Raw genomic sequence first — 18414 nt, forward strand, 5'->3', positions numbered from 1 at the left:
GATAATGGTTTATGGTGTTAGAAATTGATTATGGATTCGACTGATTGACGACCTCATCGGTTTTCGCTTCCGGCAACTGCTGGTGATAGGCTTTTTCCAATTTGAAAGAAAACGTGGTGCCTTTTTCCGGCTTTGACATAACGGCGATTTTAGTGTCGTGGGCGTTCAATATATGTTTTACAATGGCAAGTCCCAAACCTGTTCCGCCGATTTCTTTGCTCCGGCTTTTATCTATCCGGTAAAAACGCTCGAAAATGCGGTTCAAATGCTCGTGGGGGATACCTGGGCCATTGTCTTTCACTTCTACCTCGATATATTTTTTACTCTCACTGAAATGAACAATCACTTTCCCGTTGTCATTGCCATACTTAATAGCATTTTCGATGAGGTTAAGCATAACCTGCTCCATGCGATCGGCATCGGCTTTGATCCAGACCTCCGGCATGTCGTCCGGTTTGACTTTCAGGGTCACATTGCGGCTCTTGGCAATGTGTTCGAGCCGGCTGAAAATGCCTAGGGTGAGTTTGCGAAGATCAGTCGGGACGAGATTCATTTTAATGTCTCCCGTTTCCATTTGCGAGAGCACGAGAAGATCCTTCACCAGTACATCGAGGCTGTCGAGGTTGTTGGCTGCCTTGCGTAAAAAGCGTTCGCGCACTTTCTCGTCGTCCATTGCGCCGTCGAGGAGCGTGTGGATAAATCCCTGCGCGGCGAAAATCGGTGTTTTGAACTCGTGCGAAACGTCTGCGAGAAATTCCCTGCGGAACAGTTCCAGCTTTTTCAATTCGTCGATCTCCTTTTGTTTTTTGGTTACATAAACAAAGATTTCGTCGTTGATCGTCTTCAAAGGATTGGATTCCCGGATGAGCTTCTTGCGCGGGGCCATATTGAAATCCCTCATTTTCAACTTGTGGATCGTCCGGTACATTTTATTCACCTCGCGGAAAACAAGGATATCGACGGCATAAAGGACGAGAAAGAACGAGGAAATAAAGGAGGAAATAGCCGAAACGAACAGCATCCCTTTCGAAACTCCATCCACAAATGCAAGGAATGTGGTGGTAATGACGGATATCAGGAATGCCAGGATGACGGCAATGAAGCGGGGACTTAACGACATGATACTTTAAGGCTTGCCACACGCGAAAGCTTGTTCTTCCGCGTGTGGCGAATCTGTTGAAATTTAGCCTTAAAGTTAACACTTTGAAACCGGTTTAGATTCGGTTTCGCTTCCGAAGTGGCTTGTTAAGAAATTGTTAAGTCAGGTGTAGTCAGGTATGGTCAAGCGTGGTCAGGTATTGTCAGGTAGGGTTTGTTCAACCTCAAACCACAACTCACAATACTTGACAACGAATGGCAATACCTGACTCTTAGAATCCCCCACGGTACTTATATGTACTTGCGACCTTGTCGATGGCCACAATGTACGCGGCGATGCGGAGCGACACCTTGTATTTCAGCGAGGTTTCATACACTTTGTCAAAGGCATCCTTCATAATGCGGTCGGTACGGCGGTTGATGCGTTCGAGCGTCCATTTGTAGCCGATCCGGTTTTGAACCCATTCGAAATAGGAAACCGTTACACCACCTGCATTCGCGAGGATGTCGGGTACCACCATAATGCCCTTTTCGTTGATAATATCGTCGGCTTTGGCGGAAGTAGGGCCGTTTGCACCTTCGACAATCATTCGTGCCTGAATGCTGGATACATTTTTACGGGTAATTACGTCTTCTTTCGCTGCGGGCACCAGCACGTCTACGGGCAAGGTGAAGAGGTCGTCGCCCGAAATCGGTTCAGCTTTGGCATAACCTTCCAATGATCCTTTATTGGCATCCCGGTAGGCGATGGCATCGGCCACGTCGATTCCTTTATCATTATAATATGCTCCGGAAATATCGCTGATCGCGTGGATGGCGGTCCCGCGCTCGCGCAGGAGCAGGGCCGCGTGTGAGCCGACATTGCCAAAACCCTGAACTGCCGCCGTAGCGCGGTAAGGATTGATGCGCAGCTTTTCCATACCTGCCAGCGCGGATACCATTACTCCCCGGCCCGTGGCTTCCGTGCGGCCGAGCGAGCCGCCCAAAACCAGCGGCTTGCCGGTTACCACAGCCGGCACGGTCATGCCTTTCGATTTGGAATATTCATCCATCAGCCACGCCATTTCACGTGGGCCGGTACCCATATCGGGTGCGGGAATATCCTGATCGGGACCGAAGACATCCAGCAATGCCGTCGTGTAAGCGCGCATGAGGCGTTCGATCTCGCCGGGCGACATTTCGCGCGGGTTACAGGCAACCCCGCCTTTGGCACCACCGTAAGGAATATCGACTACGGCGCATTTCCAGGTCATCCAGGCAGCCAGCGCGCGTACTTCATCGAGGTTCACATCCGGATCGAACCGGATGCCGCCCTTACTGGGGCCGAGAATGGTGGAATGGATTACACGATAACCCTCGAAGGTCCGGATCTCGCCGGAATCCATCGTTACCGGCAGCCCGACTGTTACCTGTTTACGGGGTACTTTGAGGATATAATACATTTCTTCTGATATTCCGAGGAGGTCTACGGCTTTATCAAAGCGCTGCATCATTGACTCCAACGGATTGTCTTTATCCTTAATCGGAGCCGGTTCTATGTAGGACATCATTTGATATTTAAATTATTGATAATAAGTAAGTTGTCTATTTATATGTGTTTGCTTTTACAAACTACGGCATTTGTTATTATAAAAACAAAAAACTAGTTTTTCTTGAAATAGTAATAAAAAATGACCAAAGTAGATTGTTTCAATACAGTAACAAAGACTAAAATTATACCTACGGTTTTACCGATTATCCCAAATTTTCTGGCGCCATCGAGGTAAATAGTGAAATGCGGAAAAAATGAAAAACGAAGCAGTTGTCAAAAAAATTAATGAGGGGAGCAGACGGTGACCGATTCTTGCCGTTAAAAAAACGGTCGGTGCCACATGCTGGTTAGCGGAGTATGTCAATCGATCTTATGGTGGTTTAGAGATAATTTGTTTGCATGTTAAATCTAAATCACCACTCACATGAAAAAATTTTTCGCATTCGCTTGTCTATTTATGTTGATTTTTGGCGTGGTTACATCCTGCAATAAAGAGGTTGACACCGTCTCCGTTGATAATGGGAATACTAGTGGCGTGGCTCCTGATTTTAGTATTCTCAAATCATCCAATCTTACCGAGGAAGAACTGGTAAGAGTTATGGTGGATTATGTATGGTTTGTTAGGGAAAATCTGACAAAGAGTGATAGAATAAACTCTCTGGCGGAGGAAGAACTAAATGGCTTGCGCGAAGCCAAAGACGATCAGGAGTTAGGTCACGTCATTAGCCGGTTGGGCGGAAACGGGAGTGACATCATAAAGCTCTTTCCAGGCTATCGCCAGTTGGTCAAGTACATTGCTGACCAGCACCTTGACGCCGGCCGCATTTCCAAAATCGTTGCACGCAGAATAACCGAAAAAGTTTTTAGGCAACGGTTTAGCGCCGCAAAGACGCCGGATTGCGCGGGTTTGTGTAGTCAGCAATTCAACATTGACATGGAGTCTTGCGAAAATACGTTGGCTTTGGAAATCGGGGCAACTTTGGTCGCAGGAGCTATTTCGGGAGGAATGGTCGGCGCAGGCGGATTTATTTTTGCTGTTGGAACGTATTTCAATTGTGAAAGCACGGCATTTGCAAGTTTCGATGTTTGTTCAATGAATTGTGGAATGAATTGAGGTTCGCCTATAAACTTCGCTTCAAATGAAAACAATAAAACAGCTGAAAAGTCTATTCACCTGGTTGTTAATCGTGTTAGCAGGAACCCATCTGATCCTCTCTTTCTTTTTCTACAAGGAGGTTATGTTCAGAACTAATCTGCCTGTGACGCTGGATTTTGCTATCATTATCACGCTGTTAATTCTAGGTTACATCAAATATCGCTCGGGTGATGCGCTGCCAGGGAAGGTAAGCGTTACATCCTTTCTGACTATGACAGTTGTGGCTCTACTCACCTTTATCCTGATCACCAGAAATGCACACAAACGTCAGGTCGAGGCACTTACAAACTTGATTATCAAACTAAACAAATAAAAAAAGGAGGCAATTTTTTGCCTCCTTTTCGGGTTTGGAATGTCCGGCCTCGATTAAGCCATTTCCATTTTGGATGCGTAGCGCTTGCGCTCGTTCTCATCCAGGTATATTTTCCGCATACGCATGCTGGTAGGCGTCACTTCGAGGTATTCGTCTTTCTGGATGTATTCCATAGATTCTTCCAGAGAGAAATTGATTTTCGGAGCGATACGCAGGCCGTCGTCCGTACCGGAAGCACGCATGTTGGTTAGTTTTTTCGCTTCCTGCAAGTTTACAACGATATCGTTCGGGCGGTTGTGCTCTCCGATAACCTGTCCACCGTAAATTTCATCACCCGGCTCAACGAAGAAACGTCCGCGATCCTGCAATTTATCAATGGTATAACCCGTAGCAGGTCCTGTATTTTTTGAAATGATAGAACCACTGATACGTCCCGGGATTGGTCCGCGGAATGTACCGAATTCTTTGAAGCGGTGCGTCATAACGGCTTCGCCTTGAGTCGAAGTCAACACGTTCGAACGAAGACCGATCAGACCTCTTGAAGGAATGAGGAATTCAAGGTGCTGCAAATCTCCTTTTGGCTCCATGATCAGCAATTCACCTTTACGCTGTGTTGCCAATTCAATTACCTTACCGGCAGTTGCTTCCGGAACGTCTACCACCAATGTTTCGATCGGTTCGAGACGCTCGCCATTTTCATCTTCTTTGAAAAGCACCTGTGGCTGACCCAACTGCAATTCGTAGCCTTCGCGACGCATTGTTTCGATCAACACCGACAAGTGAAGGATACCACGTCCGAAAACGAGGAATTTATCTTCTGTATCCGTTGGCTCCACGCGCAATGCAAGGTTCTTTTCAGTTTCTTTCATCAAACGGTCACGAAGGTGGCGTGAGGTAACAAACTTGCCTTCCTTACCGAAGAATGGTGAGTTGTTGATCGTGAAGAGCATGTTCATGGTAGGCTCATCCACGGCAATACGCGCGATTGGCTCTGGATTTTCGAGGTCAGCGATGGTGTCGCCGATTTCGAAATCTTCAATACCCGTTACTGCGCAGATATCTCCCGCAGAAACTTCCGAAACCTTCACACGGCCAAGTCCTTCAAACGTCTGAACTTCTTTAACTTTCACTTTCTTGATCACACCGTCGGCTTTGCAAAGCGACAATGTCGATCCCTCTTTGATGGTGCCTCTCTTTACACGACCGATGGCGATACGGCCAACGAATGCATTGTAGTCGAGGGAAGTGATTTGCATTTGCAGCGTACCTTCGTCGATTACCGGCGCAGGAATGGATTCGATGATCGTATCCAGCAAATAGGTAATGTTATCAGTTGGGTGCTGCCAATCCGGGCCCATCCATCCTTGTTTTGAGGAACCATAAACGGTCACGAAGTCCAATTGGTCTTCGGTAGCGCCGAGGTTAAACATCAAATCAAAAACGTTTTCCTGAACTTCTTCCGGGCGACAGTTTTCTTTATCTACTTTATTAACAACCACGATAGGTTTCAGACCCAAATCGATGGCTTTGCCCAAAACGAAACGGGTTTGTGGCATCGGTCCTTCGAATGCATCGACCAGCAACAATACGCCATCCGCCATTTTAAGAACACGTTCTACCTCACCACCGAAGTCTGCGTGACCTGGTGTATCAATTACATTGATTTTCACATCTTTGTAACGCACCGATACGTTCTTGGAAACAATTGTAATCCCACGCTCACGTTCCAGATCGTTGTTGTCGAGGATCAGGTCGTCGAACTCCTGATTGTCGCGAAACAGCTTTGACGCGTGGATGATTTTGTCGACCAAAGTCGTTTTACCGTGGTCAACGTGCGCAATAATTGCGATGTTACGAATGGCTTGCATTGTTTTATGGATCAGTTGTTTACGGCATTGCTACGAAATGGTTAGAACTACGCGCAACGACCGTTTGGCTTTTGTCTGGATGTAATTTGGCCAAACAGGGTGCAAAGGTACACACTTTTCGTCTGAATAACAGTATTTTACAATTAAATAATTGTTACGCCGTGAAAAACAGCCTTTAAACTGAGAGAAGTGCAAAAAGTGCAGTAAAACCTCAAAAGGTTGCAATTTCGTTTTGTGACTTTTTGTAAAGGTTGTCCGGGTCGAAATCGACGCCATTATCCCAGGTAAGGGTTCCGTAAGAATCCAACCCTACCGTCTTGAAATAGTCCGGGTAGGACAACTTGCTGATTAAGCCATCATTGATCCTGCGGTACTTCTCGATTAGCTCTCTCAGATCTACGGTTCTTATTTCATTCGTGTTAAACAGGCAAGTCACCGTATAGTCCCTTATTTCGATGATTTTTTTGATGTAGTGTAGCATAGTTATTGGAGTGGATCAATCTTGTTGTAGGGGCTGATCTCAGGCATGATATAGTGTGTATATGTTGTTAGCCAAATATAAGAACTTTCTCTCGAAGCCAGTCATTTTGCATTAGCGCGCGGCTTTCGTTAATTTGTGAAGATTGAATGACCATTAACCTCGATTATGAACAAGAACATTCTGGCTGGAATACTCCTGTCTGTGAACACTTTGGCATTGGCACAGAACCATCTGCCGCAGGAACGCCTGCCGCAGGACGATGCAGCCAAATATGCGGCAAGCATAACCCCCTCCGATCTTAAAAAGCACCTCGTTATTGTCGCTTCCGACAGCCTGGAAGGCCGTGATACCGGTTCACCTGGCCAGAAAAAGGCAGCGGAATATGTTTCTAAATATTACAAGCAATACGGATTGCAGCCCATTGCGACACAAGCGGATGGCTCTGAAGGCTATTTGCAGAAATACAAATTATACAAGCGCAGTTGGGGCGAGGTGTATGTGACGGCGCACGGCAAGAAGTATGAATTTAATAAAGACTTCTATCTGAATGGATTGCTGGATGTTCCCGAAGAGATCAGCACCGATCTGGTGTCGGTAGGTTATGGAATCGAGGACGGAAATTATAACGACTATGCCAATATCAATGTAAAAGGCCAGTCCGTGATGCTGTTCGATGGAGAGCCTAAATCTTCCGATGGAAAATACCTGCTCACCGGCAATTCGGAGAAAAGCAAATGGAGCGGACCGGTTTCGTGGCAGGTGAAGGCTAAGCTTGCCAGGGAAAAAGGCGCTAAGTATGTTTTCATAATTACCGAGAAAACGGGCGAAGACCTGGATAAGGAGATTCGCCAACACGCTGTAATGGCCCGTCGGTTTAGTGCCCCTACATTAAAACCGGTACAAGAAAACCCGTCGCAGACAGCTGCGTTCGTGTTTTCGGCAAAAGCGGCGGCAGAAATGCTGGGAACTTCGGTTACAAAACTCATAAAATTGAAATCCGCGATTGACAAGTCGGGTAAACCTGTTTCAGAAAACTTCGCGAATACGGTCTCATTGAAAGTTGGCCGTATGAGTGAAACGATTGATACGGAGAATGTGGCGGCGTTCCTGGAAGGTTCCGACAAGAAAGACGAGGTGCTGGTCATCAGTGCCCACCTGGATCATATCGGCATTTCCGAGAATGGCGAAATCAACAATGGCGCCGACGATGACGGTTCTGGAACAGTATCATTGCTGGAACTCGCCGAAGCGTTCAGCAAGGCGAAGGCGGAAGGAAAGGGACCTCGCAGAAGCATTCTCTTTCTGAATGTTACGGGAGAGGAAAAGGGACTCTTTGGCTCGGAGTATTATTCTGAAAATCCGTTAATACCGCTCAAAAATACGATCGCCGACCTGAATATCGACATGATCGGCCGTGTTGATGAAGCACACAAGAATGACCCGAAATACGTTTACCTGATCGGTTCCGACAAGCTCTCTTCGAAATTGCATGCGATCAGCGAGGAAGCGAACAAGAAGTACGTCAATTTCAAGCTCGATTACACCTTTAACGACCCGAAAGATCCGAACCGGTTCTACTACCGCTCCGATCATTACAACTTTGCCAAAATGGGCGTCCCAGTCATTTTCTATTTTACGGGCGTTCACGAAGATTACCACCGTCCGGGCGATGACGTGGAGAAAATCCTTTTCGACAAGCAATCTGAGATCGTGAAACTTGTTTTTTACACAGCCTGGGATCTGGTGAACCGCGATGAGCGCATTGTGGTGGATAGTCATAAGGAGTAATTTTCTGGGAGAATGGAGGAAGGGGAGGAAGGAGGAAAGGGAAGAAGGAGGAAAGGGAGGTTGAGGTTGTTTAAACTAAATGCTTGAAATATGAATCGGGTTTTGTTGCTGTTGGTTTTTTGTGTGTTAAGCCTCGTCTCGCGGGCGCAGGTACCGGCTGAGAATTCGCTTCTTTGGGAAATCAGCGGTCGCGGGTTGGCTAAGCCTTCATACCTGTTTGGAACTATTCACCTCATTTGCCCGACCGATTTCTCCCTCAGTGATTCTTTAAAAAGCACCCTCTCGCGCACGCGTCAGGTAGCACTCGAAATGGATATGGACGACCCGGGTATGATGGCCGGGATGATGAAGGCGATGAATATGACCGCGGATAACGAGTTGAAAAAGCTGGTTACGAGCCAGGAGTACGAGCGACTGGACCGCTTTTTCAAAGACTCGGTGCATGTGGGCCTGGCCATGTTCGAGCGGGCAAAACCATTCGTGCTGATGGGGCCGCTATTCAATACGGTGCTCGATTGTCAGCCGCAGTCTTATGAAATGGCATTGGTGGAACTGGCTGGCAAGCAGAAATCGGAGGTAATCGGTATTGAGACCCTGGAAGAGCAAATGGCTATTTTTGATACGATTCCTTACAAAGATCAGGCGAAAATGCTTCTTAACCTGATCGATAGTCTCCCTTCTGCCCGGAAAGAATTTAAGGCCCTTATTGAATTGTATAAGGCTCAAAATATCAATGAGCTATACGGAATGACGCTGAAAAGCGAGTTCGGAATGGAAGGTAATGAGGAATTAATGCTGTTCGCCCGCAACAGGAAATGGATCCCACGCATACGCAGGATCGCGAGCGCGAAGCCAACGTTTTTCGCGGTTGGCGCGGCCCATTTGGGCGGGGAAAAGGGGGTTATTGCTTTGTTGAGGAAGGAGGGGTTTCAGGTGAAGGCGGTGAAATAGAAGATCTTTTTTTACACTATATCACAACACACTATGAATACAGATCATTATCTCCTCACCGGAGATGAAATGCTTCCCGTGTATTATTTCATTAGCCAGGGAAGTAAAGGGAATATTAAAAAAGGTGTGTTTTTTCAACTGATTGATGAAGAACGAAAGTTGTTTAATTTGGCATTTGGTGATTGGGACGAGAGCACGAGCAATTTAGACGATCTGGCAAGGACGAATAATTATGATACTCAGAAAGTGCTGAACACGGTAGCAATTGCCGTCTTAGATTTCATGGATAAAAATCCTGACGCCCGATTATTTGCAAAAGGAAGTACGGAGTCCAGAACCCGCCTTTATCAAATCAATATTCGGAAAAATATCGTTGAAATTTCCAGAGAGTATGTCGTCGAAGGTTTCAGAAATGGTTGCTGGGAGGCTTTCGAAAAGAACGTAAACTATGAAGGTTTTTTATTGATCAGGAGATTGCTAACTTTATAATCAAAATCAAACGCACTAGAAATGAAAGCTTCAAAAAAAACACACAATGAGTTTTCTCCTGGAATTCAGGTTGTGAAATCAATTGGGGTGCCGACCAATCCTTTTTTCGAAAAAAAGCGTTTGGACGCGATTAGATTTATTCAAAAAAACCCTCTGCCTGAACGATTTCTGAAACAGATTTCGCAAGATTAAAACACCGAAATCCACCGCGTCAGCCATTCAGGACTGAAAAACAGCATTAATAATGCCACGAGGAAAAGCCCGGCGACCAGTTTGCCGGAAGCACTGTTGTTGCTCACGACCGCCCCGGCTCTCACCGTCTTGAAAAATAACAAATAGGGCAACCGCATATAATAGGCGAGAGAAATAGCGGCATTCAAAATCCCGCCCACGAGCAGCCATAACATCCACGTCAGTTCCTGGTCATGGTAGCTTTCCCAAAGGGCTGAGAATACGAGTAGTTTAGAGGTGAAACCGCCGGTAGGAGGTAAGCCCGCCAAAGCGACCATTACGACGGTCAGGACGCCTGAAACCCAGACGTAGTTGCGGCCCAAGCCTTCATAATCTTTGAGTTCGGTTTCCTGCCTCGGTTGTAGAAGATCGACGAGGAAGAATGCGGCGAGATTGATGATTAGATAGGCCGCGGTGTAAAACACGGCAGCTTCGAAGCCAAAACGGCTGTATGCGGCAATGCCTACGAGCAGATAACCCGCCTGGGCAATGGAGGAATAGGCGAGCAAACGGCGTGCATTACTTTGCCAAAGGGCTGCTACATTACCGATGGTCATGCTAATCAATGCGATCCCTCCTAAAACAGGGAAATATTGTGCCGGCAAAATCCCCGCCAGGCGCATGAGTACCAGTATAACAGCCGCTTTGGGCGCAACCGAGAGGAATGATACTAATGGCGTAGGCGCTGCTTCGTAAACGTCCGGCGTCCATACGTGAAATGGCACAAGCGAAAGCTTGAAGAGCAGGCCGGCGAGTGTCAGTACAATGGTGACCGTTACTACCAGGTCCGAATTACTGCTGAGGGCAACGGTCATAGCGTCATTGGTGATGTCGAGCGTGCCGCTGAGGCCATAAATGAGCGAAATGCCATAAAGCATTACCGCCGAACTGGCGGTCCCGAAAAGCAGGTATTTGATACTGCCTTCCGCCGCTTTTTTATAGGGCGACAATGCTACAAGCAGGTACGAGCTGATGGAAATCAGTTCGAGCGAGAGGTAAATCGACAGCAGATGTGTGGACATTGTCAGCAAATGCATCCCTGCCACGGCCGCAACGAGCAATGCGTGGTATTCGGCCGGGAAATCGTATTTTAGAATGCGAACATGGAGCAAGGTAAATATCCAGGCGAGCGTGATCAGGATTTTAAAGAAAACAGCCTGCCTGTCGAGAAACAATAAGGGCTGGAACCGGAACGAAGGTTCTTCATTCCATTGGGCGATCACCAGTAACAAGGTTATTAAGCTGCCCGCCAGTGCTACATTCAACAAATAGAACCTTGATTTTTCCTGGCCAAAACGCCTGGTGAAAATCAGTTCGGTGAGCAGGAAGAGGCAAAAGAATAGGACCAGAAAAATTTCAGGGATGATTCCGCCGAGGCTCTGGCGTATATGTATGAGCTGATCGTTGATGTCCAAGAGAGCAGGTACAATTTTTGTGCAAAAGTACGGAAACAATCCAGCCCTTCGGCTTTCAAACCTCGAACTTATCAAATTAACCAACTTAATCATGAAATATCTGCTAAGAATTTTCTCGCTGGCATTCTGCATTATGAGCATTCAGGCAAACGCGCAGGATTCGACGGGGCTGGCGGGGACGCCTTACCAGGAAACACAACCGGCGGCTGGGGAAAAATCCCCGTACCTTTTGAAAGAATGGTATTCCGGGGCGGTCAGGACGAGCGATGATCGTGTCCATGACGGTGTTCAACTGAGATATGACTATCTGAAAGACGAAATAGAGTACAAAGTCGGCTCAAACCTATACCGGGTATCGTCCGGCGTTGCGGAGTTCTCGATTCCAAGCGGTGTAGAGTTGTATACTTTCAGGAGTGGTTACCCCGCCGTCGGCGACCAAACCTCCAAAAGCTTTTACCGCGTGCTTTATGATGGTAATACCAAGCTTTTGAAAAAATATACAAATCCCATTAAAACGGAAAAAGCCAGCGCCACAAGAGAAATGGACGCTGGCGCAAAGTTGTATTTGTTGAAGGATGATAAAATGAATCCCGTTCAGCTTAATAACCGCAACAGTTTTCTTAAACTGCTTACCGACGAAAAGAACAAGCTGAACTATGTTATTAAAGAGCAGCAGCTTGATTTCGCAGGCGAAGACGACCTGATCCGCCTCTTGGAAGAGTATGATTCCTATAAAGCAGGTCGCGGAGGCAACTAGCTTACTTTTCCACAAGCCAGCGGTTTACACTGTTGTATTTCCCTTCAAGAACGATCTTGAAAAAGCCGGAAGGATATTTTGAAATATCTATTTCGGCTTTTTCATTGGTGACCTCTATCTCGTCCATCAGGTAATAAAGGTCGCGGCCTCCCTTCCCGAACAGGTTAGTTGTGGTAAGCCAGATCTTTACTTTTCCATCTTTTTCTAGGGCCTTCCAGGTGATGTTAACCTTGCCATCTGACTTTTGCACTACCGGCGCTGTTACCGACAGCTTTCCTGTAAATGGGACGCCGTCAACTTCGAAAGCTTGCTCTTTGGGGATATTAAGGTCCATATGTCGTGCTATGGAAGGGAAAATGTCGACTATGCCCGGCGTTGCTTTGAAATTCGCATTCAAATCCTTCGCATTGGTAACGATCCACGTGCTGCGCTCACGGTCGCTCTGGCCACCGTGGCCTTTGCCACTTTTGGCGTCGCGGCCATGATCGGTAGTGACTACGATGAGCCAGTCCTCCTTAAAGTTCTTTTCACGGTATTCAATGGATTTCCAAATGCGGCCCATCTGGTCGTCCATCGTACCGATTGCTTTGTGAAACTGCTCGCTATCGCCGTATTTGTGGCCCATATCGTCGGTGTATTCGAGGTATACCCAGGACATATCCGGTCCATTGTCGTGGATGTAAACAGCAGCTTCGTCTACTACTTTCTCATCAATTTGATGAATGTATTCGCTCTGCTTATCGTGTTTGAAATGCACGGTATCGAGCTCAAAACCGTCGAAGGAGTAGTCGATTTGCAGTTTATCGGTTTGCGGCAGGTTGGTGCCGACGAGTTTAGTGCGGTTATCGAGCCAGGTCGAGAAAATAGCGGTGCGTTTTTGCGGATATTGTTCTTCCAGGAAGCGGAAAAGTGTCCAGTAATTGTAGTTCGGGTCTTTAATATCGTTATCCCAAACATTGTGCTTGTTCACCCAGGTTCCCGTAAGCAGACTATTGTAACCCACGGCTGAAATGGTCGGCGTTTGCGAATAGGTGCCTTTGCCCCCGCCCACATGTGCGCGCGTGTAGCCGCCTACCTTCGCGATCGCGTCCAGATGCGGGGTCGCGATTTTCTCCTTACTGTCACTGGAAATGCCGTCCACGATCACAAAGACGACCTTTTTGGTTTTCGTAGCCTGGGAAAAGGCCGTCGGGGCGATGATTATGGCCAATATTAGCCATAGCAGAAAGGAAAAACGGGTTTTCATAAATTGAATGACTGTTTAATAAAAAATCCCTCAAATTAACGGCTATTTCACCGAATTTGAGGGATTTTAAGACTAAGAAATTATTATTAATTACAATTTCTTTTGTGTTTTCTATGGACTCACCGGCTGTTCCGGTGCCGCGTCCGTTTTCTTCTTTTTGCCAAATGCATATACGAGCCCGAAATGGGTTTTGAGTACGCCGCTATCGAATTTATCCTTCACATACGGGTTCAGTTCCAATGCGAGCATAATGCGGCGGTTCATCGGGAGCGGTGATATGCGTACGCCTACGTTCACGGAGTAACCGTCGATGGTGATCAGATCCGCATCGGCGTCGGCAATGCGGTATAGCGGGTTTAACCTGAGGCCGCCGCCAAGATACCATTGCACCACTTCGCCTCTTTTCAGATTGATCATCGGCAGCAGGTCGATGCTCAGGCTGCTGAACAGCGAGTTGGTTTGCAACCGGGTATCCAGCCAGATTGCCTTTTTTGCATTCGTGCTGACAGTCAGTAAGTTGCTCCACGGGTAGTAACCCACCGATGCTTGCGCCCGCAGTTTTCCCAAACTTGCCAGCATTACCAGCATCAGTATCAAAAGAACTCGTTTCATCGAGGAGTGTTTATTAGCGACGCATTGCTTTGCCCAGCTTGCCTGCGGCCTGCATGGTATTCATTTTTTTCATCATCTTCCGCATTTCATCAAACTGCTTGATCAGGTTGTTGACTTGCAGAATGGAGGTTCCGCTACCGGTCGCAATGCGTTTTTTACGGCTGCCGTCGATAATATCGGGGTTTTCACGCTCTTTTTTAGTCATCGACTGGATGATCGCTTCGATCGGCTTGAACGATTCGTTGTCGATATCGAGGTTTTTAATGGCTGAGCCCATTCCCGGGATCATACCGATAAGGTCTTTCACGTTCCCCATCTTCTTGATCTGCTGCAACTGGCCGAGGAAGTCGTCAAAATCGAATTTGTTTTGACGCATTTTGGCGTTAATGCGTTTCGCTTCATCCTCGTCGAATGCCTGTTGGGCGCGTTCAACGAGCGAGATCACGTCACCCATGCCGAGGATGCGGCTTGCCATACGATCGGGGTAGAAGGAGTCGAGTGCCTCCATTTTTTCCCCGGTACTGATGTATTTGATTGGCTTCTCAACCACCTGGCGGATCGAGAGCGCCGCACCACCGCGGGCATCACCGTCCAGCTTGGTCAGAACGACACCGTCGAAATCGAGTCTTTCATTAAATGTCTTGGCCGTATTCACCGCATCCTGACCGGTCATAGAGTCGACCACGAAAAGGATTTCTGAAGGTTTTACAGAAGATTTAATGTCTTCCACCTCTTTCATCATCACTTCGTCCACCGCCAAACGGCCGGCAGTATCGACGATAACGATCTTCTTGCCTATTTTTCTCGCATGTGCAACGGCATTCCGCGCGATGTCGACGGCATTCTTATTTTCAGGCTCCGAATATACTTCTACCCCGATCTGCTCGCCGAGCACTTTCAGCTGGTCGATCGCCGCGGGGCGGTACACGTCGCAAGCGGTAAGGAGTACCTGGCGGCCTTGTTTTTTGAGCAATGCAGCTAGTTTTCCGGAGAAAGTAGTTTTACCGGAACCCTGCAAACCTGCGATCAGGATTACCGCGGGATCGCCTTTGATATTGATCCCCTCGGCATTACCGCCCATCAATTCGGTCAGCTCTTCCTGCACGATTTTGACGAACATTTGCCCTGGCTCAACAGAAATCAGGATTTTTCTGTCGAGGGCCTTTTCACGGATGCGGTCGGTAATTTCTTTGGCTACCTTGAAGTTAACATCGGCGTCGACCAATGCCTTACGTACTTCCTTGGTGGTAGCGGCAACATTTATATCTGATATCCTATCCTTTCCTTTTAGTGTGCGAAAGGCGTTATTAAGCTTGTCCTGTAAGTTTTCAAACATGGAATAATATCTATGAATCTGAACCTGAATTTGAAATAAAACACAAAGGTATAAATAAAATGAGGAGTACAGGAAAGTTACCTCCCGTACTCCTCAATATTCGCTGGTTCGAAGCTCCTGCTCCGAACCGGTTATTGCTTCACTGCGACGCTTAGCTCCGCTGGTTTTGGTGCCTGAATGCCATCCAAAGCGAACTGGCGGCTGATCCCTTCATGCACATTATAATAGGTATCCCAATACGTCGCGCTGGGTGTCCACACGCGTACGTCGAAGAAAATGGCGTTCTCGGTGAGTTTGGTGACCAGAATATCGTGCGAAACGTCCTTTAATGCGGTGGGGCAGGCGTCGACCACCTTTTGTACCGAAGCCCTGATCTTGTCCACACCGTTCTGACTGCCTGCGGCGAATACCATATCGACGCGGATCTTACCTTTTCCTGAAATATTGGTGATCGGCGATGTCGATAATGCTCCGTTCGGGAGGATAATGGTTTTGTTATCGGGTGTTACCAGGACGGTGTTGAAAATCTGTACCCCTTCGACAGTTCCCGTAAACCCCTGGGCGTTGATCAGGTCTCCGACGCGGTACGGTTTGAAGATGAGGATCAGGACGCCGCCTGCAAAATTTGCCAGGCTACCCTGCAATGCCAAGCCGACCGCCAGACCGGCCGCACCAAGTACCGCCACGAATGAGGACGTTTCGATACCTACGATGCCCGCGATACTGAGCAACAGCATTACATTCAGCAAGACAACGATCAGCGAGCTCAGGAATGGCTGCACGTCGTGGTCGACCTTGCGTTTTTCCATTACGTTGGTCAGCATCGCGCTGATTTTGCCTACAATAAAACGGCCGATGATAAAAGCCAGGAGTGCCAGGAGGATCTTGCCGCCATAGAGTGTTGCCAGCGTCCAGATCTGCGCTTTGATAATGTCAAAATTCATGCGTGTAGAGGTTTTGTTGACAGATGTGAATTGTGTGAAACGTTGTGACTGAAATGTACATTCCGCTGCAAAGTCATTCATTCCGGAGACATTAGCAACGTGGCGGGCAAAATCTTTGGGTAGAAATTGTTCTGTCGGGGGTAGTAATGTAATGAAAAAAGGGTGAGCGCGGCTCTGTTACCGTCTGCTCACCCTTTGGAGTATACTTTGTATTCACTTATTTCCTGAACTTGGCGGCGATCCAGCGGAACATCTTCTTTTCCTTTTCCCAGAAAAACGAGAACTGGCCTAGCAGAAACCCGTAAAGCAGTAATAAGCTCTGGTAGGTCGGGAAAATGAACAGAATGTAGGTAATGGTTTTGAGCCACATCGGCGTCGTGTCGTCATACCCGAGCAGGTAAAAGAGCCCTTTCCGGAGCCATACCACCGACGAACCTGATAAACTGAAAACTGCGAGTACCAATAAAACCTGCCTGGTTGTTTCCAATCCCCATTTTTCCTGCATTTTGCCCAACCAGGGCTGTGCATTCTTTTCTCCGCTTTGCATATGTTACTGTATTGACTGCGACTGAATTTCCTGCAAAGAAACAACGCGAATCGCAGAAATCCTTGGTTTTAATGAAGGTTTAATAGCCGAGTTCGTGAAAGGCGGATCATCTATTTAATCCTCAAAAACACGAGCAACCCCAGCACACTTACGATTAAAACGCTGGCTGCGGCGGCTGTCATAACGCCATCGCGTGCATTTTTCCCCAGGAAATCCAAACCGCTGTATTTATGCAGGAATGCGAAGCTGAAACCCTCGCGGCGATTGTGATCTTCCACTTTGGTCGAAAGGCGGCTGGTCGTGGTTTCGATGTAATAGGTCGTGTGGGTGGGCGTATCGTACGCGAGTTTGACCACCGGAAGCCTTTTGTTCACGAAACCATATTCACCCGCAAAACTGGTTACGAGCGAAGCTTTCTCTACCTCTGCATCCGAAATAGGCGACGAAATTTGCGCTTCCATCAGGTCGCAGCAGCTTTCGGCATTGCGTTCTTCCTGCGCGGCGAACTTGCGCGCGAGGTATTTCGCGAAACGGATATTACCGTCTTCGAGCTTTTTACCGTCGCGAATGTTGGTGTAATCCACCACCGTTTTGTCGGTTTCCCAGTCCTTCCGCACGGTTTGCCAGAAGATATTCTCGCCCCATTTGATCAATCCGATATTGGTGACACCGTTAAGGTCAATCACCGATGCCTGGGCGATTTCTTCCGTTTTGATCACCGGATCGTAAATGTATTTCTGTCGCTGGTCGGGATCCAGTTTCTGAACAGCGTGGTAGGCGCCCGAGAACGCGAAAGTGAATGTGAAAATGCTGCACCAGATGCCGATCGAACGGTGGTACTTGCGCAAAATCCCGCGCTGGTTGCCTGAGAGGCCGGATTTAAACTTTTTCCACATTAACCCATACACCGTCACCCCGGCGACTGCCGAAAGGATAATGAGGCTCAGGAATGTCACCATGACCGCAATGCGGATCGTATTGTTGGTGATCAGATCCATAAAACCCCAGTTATGGAAGGTGCTGAACACCCAGATGAACGCTTTGCGCCCCTTGTCGTTGAAAGTAGCAAACCGGCTCTGGCCTGTTTCGACATAAATATCCATCTTACGGTCGTCGTCGAAGCTGATTTTCCACACGGGCAAAAAGCGGTTCACATACTTGTACTGATCGGTGAATTCGGTCAGTAATGTGCTGGAAAGGATCTTCGATTTCGCATCACCAAGCATATAGCGCGCCATGTGCTCGGCATATTTCCGGTCACCATCGGGCAGTTCGGAGCCGGTGGAGGCATTGAAATACCTTAACTTATCGTCGACGCCTTTTACCTGGTACCAGGTATCTCCCTCGAACTTGATCAACCTGAAATTCCTGAATTCTGTAACCTTGTTTTGGATCAATATCTGCCCGAGCTGCAATGTCACGTCGGCTGGCGCAATCGGGTCAGCTTTGTAAGACTCGTGGGCAATGGACGTTTTGAACCAGTGCGACATGAACGGGTGCATGACGCCCGAGGCGGTCCAGAAAATAGTGGGAACAAGCGCCAGCAGCCCGAGTATACGGTGCCAGCGGTAAATGTTCCTGCGGATCGTCTTTTCGGCCTTTGCCTTAAATGATCCGTTTGGTTTGATGGCGATTTCCTCGATCATAACCT

The 18414-nt window shown here is 47.7% G+C and carries 18 protein-coding genes; 7 read left to right on the plus strand and 11 right to left on the minus strand.

What is annotated here, in order from left to right:
- Window positions 1-28: 28 nt before the first annotated feature.
- Together AAHB90_RS17820 and AAHB90_RS17825 are read right to left on the minus strand one after the other, a co-directional pair.
- Window positions 29-1120, minus strand: coding sequence for a sensor histidine kinase (locus tag AAHB90_RS17820; RefSeq protein WP_342086551.1), 1092 nt, complete (start codon window positions 1118-1120; stop codon window positions 29-31).
- A 250-nt stretch (window positions 1121-1370) separates the two neighbouring features.
- Window positions 1371-2645: a Glu/Leu/Phe/Val family dehydrogenase gene (locus AAHB90_RS17825; protein ID WP_342086690.1), complete on the minus strand. Its 1275-nt coding sequence runs from the start codon at window positions 2643-2645 to the stop codon at window positions 1371-1373.
- A gap of 408 nt (window positions 2646-3053) precedes the next feature.
- Between AAHB90_RS17825 and AAHB90_RS17830 the strand changes: the two genes are divergently transcribed.
- Both AAHB90_RS17830 and AAHB90_RS17835 read left to right on the plus strand, forming a co-directional pair.
- On the plus strand, window positions 3054-3743 hold the full coding sequence (locus AAHB90_RS17830) for a hypothetical protein (protein WP_342086552.1): 690 nt from the start codon (window positions 3054-3056) through the stop codon (window positions 3741-3743).
- A gap of 25 nt (window positions 3744-3768) precedes the next feature.
- Window positions 3769-4098 carry a hypothetical protein gene (locus tag AAHB90_RS17835; RefSeq protein ID WP_342086553.1) on the plus strand — a complete coding sequence of 110 codons (330 nt, stop codon included), beginning with the start codon at window positions 3769-3771 and terminating at the stop codon, window positions 4096-4098.
- A 53-nt stretch (window positions 4099-4151) separates the two neighbouring features.
- Here AAHB90_RS17835 and typA read toward each other — a convergent pair whose 3' ends face one another.
- Entirely contained in the window at window positions 4152-5966 is a 1815-nt protein-coding gene (gene typA, locus AAHB90_RS17840; RefSeq protein ID WP_342086554.1) for a translational GTPase TypA, read from the minus strand.
- 211 nt (window positions 5967-6177) lie between these two features.
- The gene (locus AAHB90_RS17845) at window positions 6178-6447 is read right to left on the minus strand and encodes a DUF2442 domain-containing protein (protein ID WP_342086555.1); all 270 of its coding nucleotides are present in this window, start codon (window positions 6445-6447) and stop codon (window positions 6178-6180) included.
- 165 nt (window positions 6448-6612) lie between these two features.
- Here AAHB90_RS17845 and AAHB90_RS17850 point away from each other — a divergent pair, with 165 nt between their 5' ends.
- The 4 genes from AAHB90_RS17850 (at window position 6613) to AAHB90_RS17865 (ending at window position 9867) form a co-directional block, all read left to right on the plus strand.
- On the plus strand, window positions 6613-8235 hold the full coding sequence (locus AAHB90_RS17850; protein ID WP_342086556.1) for a M28 family peptidase: 1623 nt from the start codon (window positions 6613-6615) through the stop codon (window positions 8233-8235).
- A gap of 90 nt (window positions 8236-8325) precedes the next feature.
- Window positions 8326-9186, plus strand: a complete 861-nt coding sequence (locus AAHB90_RS17855; RefSeq protein WP_342086557.1) for a TraB/GumN family protein — start codon at window positions 8326-8328, stop codon at window positions 9184-9186.
- A gap of 33 nt (window positions 9187-9219) precedes the next feature.
- Window positions 9220-9675 (plus strand): DUF6934 family protein, encoded by a 456-nt coding sequence (locus AAHB90_RS17860; RefSeq protein WP_342086558.1) that lies wholly within the window; start codon window positions 9220-9222, stop codon window positions 9673-9675.
- Between the two features lie 21 nt (window positions 9676-9696).
- Window positions 9697-9867 carry a hypothetical protein gene (locus tag AAHB90_RS17865; protein WP_342086559.1) on the plus strand — a complete coding sequence of 57 codons (171 nt, stop codon included), beginning with the start codon at window positions 9697-9699 and terminating at the stop codon, window positions 9865-9867.
- Here the strand turns inward: AAHB90_RS17865 and AAHB90_RS17870 are convergent.
- The gene (locus AAHB90_RS17870; RefSeq protein ID WP_342086560.1) at window positions 9864-11321 is read right to left on the minus strand and encodes an NADH-quinone oxidoreductase subunit N; all 1458 of its coding nucleotides are present in this window, start codon (window positions 11319-11321) and stop codon (window positions 9864-9866) included. The two genes, AAHB90_RS17865 and AAHB90_RS17870, sit on opposite strands and share 4 nt — an antisense overlap.
- Window positions 11322-11412: 91 nt before the next feature.
- Between AAHB90_RS17870 and AAHB90_RS17875 the strand changes: the two genes are divergently transcribed.
- Window positions 11413-12078 carry a hypothetical protein gene (locus AAHB90_RS17875; RefSeq protein WP_342086561.1) on the plus strand — a complete coding sequence of 222 codons (666 nt, stop codon included), beginning with the start codon at window positions 11413-11415 and terminating at the stop codon, window positions 12076-12078.
- Window position 12079: 1 nt separating this feature from the next.
- Here the strand turns inward: AAHB90_RS17875 and AAHB90_RS17880 are convergent, their stop codons facing one another.
- The 6 genes from AAHB90_RS17880 to AAHB90_RS17905 all read right to left on the minus strand — a co-directional run bounded on the left by AAHB90_RS17880 (window position 12080) and on the right by AAHB90_RS17905 (window position 18409).
- Window positions 12080-13324, minus strand: a complete 1245-nt coding sequence (locus AAHB90_RS17880; protein ID WP_342086562.1) for an alkaline phosphatase family protein — start codon at window positions 13322-13324, stop codon at window positions 12080-12082.
- Window positions 13325-13435: 111 nt separating this feature from the next.
- Window positions 13436-13936: a hypothetical protein gene (locus AAHB90_RS17885; protein WP_342086563.1), complete on the minus strand. Its 501-nt coding sequence runs from the start codon at window positions 13934-13936 to the stop codon at window positions 13436-13438.
- 13 nt (window positions 13937-13949) lie between these two features.
- Complete coding sequence (ffh, locus tag AAHB90_RS17890) at window positions 13950-15272, minus strand: signal recognition particle protein (protein ID WP_342086564.1); 1323 nt, start codon at window positions 15270-15272, stop codon at window positions 13950-13952.
- A 131-nt stretch (window positions 15273-15403) separates the two neighbouring features.
- Window positions 15404-16216, minus strand: coding sequence for a mechanosensitive ion channel family protein (locus tag AAHB90_RS17895; RefSeq protein ID WP_342086565.1), 813 nt, complete (start codon window positions 16214-16216; stop codon window positions 15404-15406).
- Window positions 16217-16433: 217 nt separating this feature from the next.
- Window positions 16434-16763, minus strand: coding sequence for a DUF6787 family protein (locus tag AAHB90_RS17900; RefSeq protein ID WP_342086566.1), 330 nt, complete (start codon window positions 16761-16763; stop codon window positions 16434-16436).
- A gap of 110 nt (window positions 16764-16873) precedes the next feature.
- Complete coding sequence (locus tag AAHB90_RS17905) at window positions 16874-18409, minus strand: PepSY domain-containing protein (protein WP_342086567.1); 1536 nt, start codon at window positions 18407-18409, stop codon at window positions 16874-16876.
- Window positions 18410-18414 lie beyond the last annotated feature (5 nt).

The organism is Dyadobacter sp. OTU695 (genome assembly GCF_038440355.1).
Lineage (GTDB): Bacteria > Bacteroidota > Bacteroidia > Cytophagales > Spirosomataceae > Dyadobacter.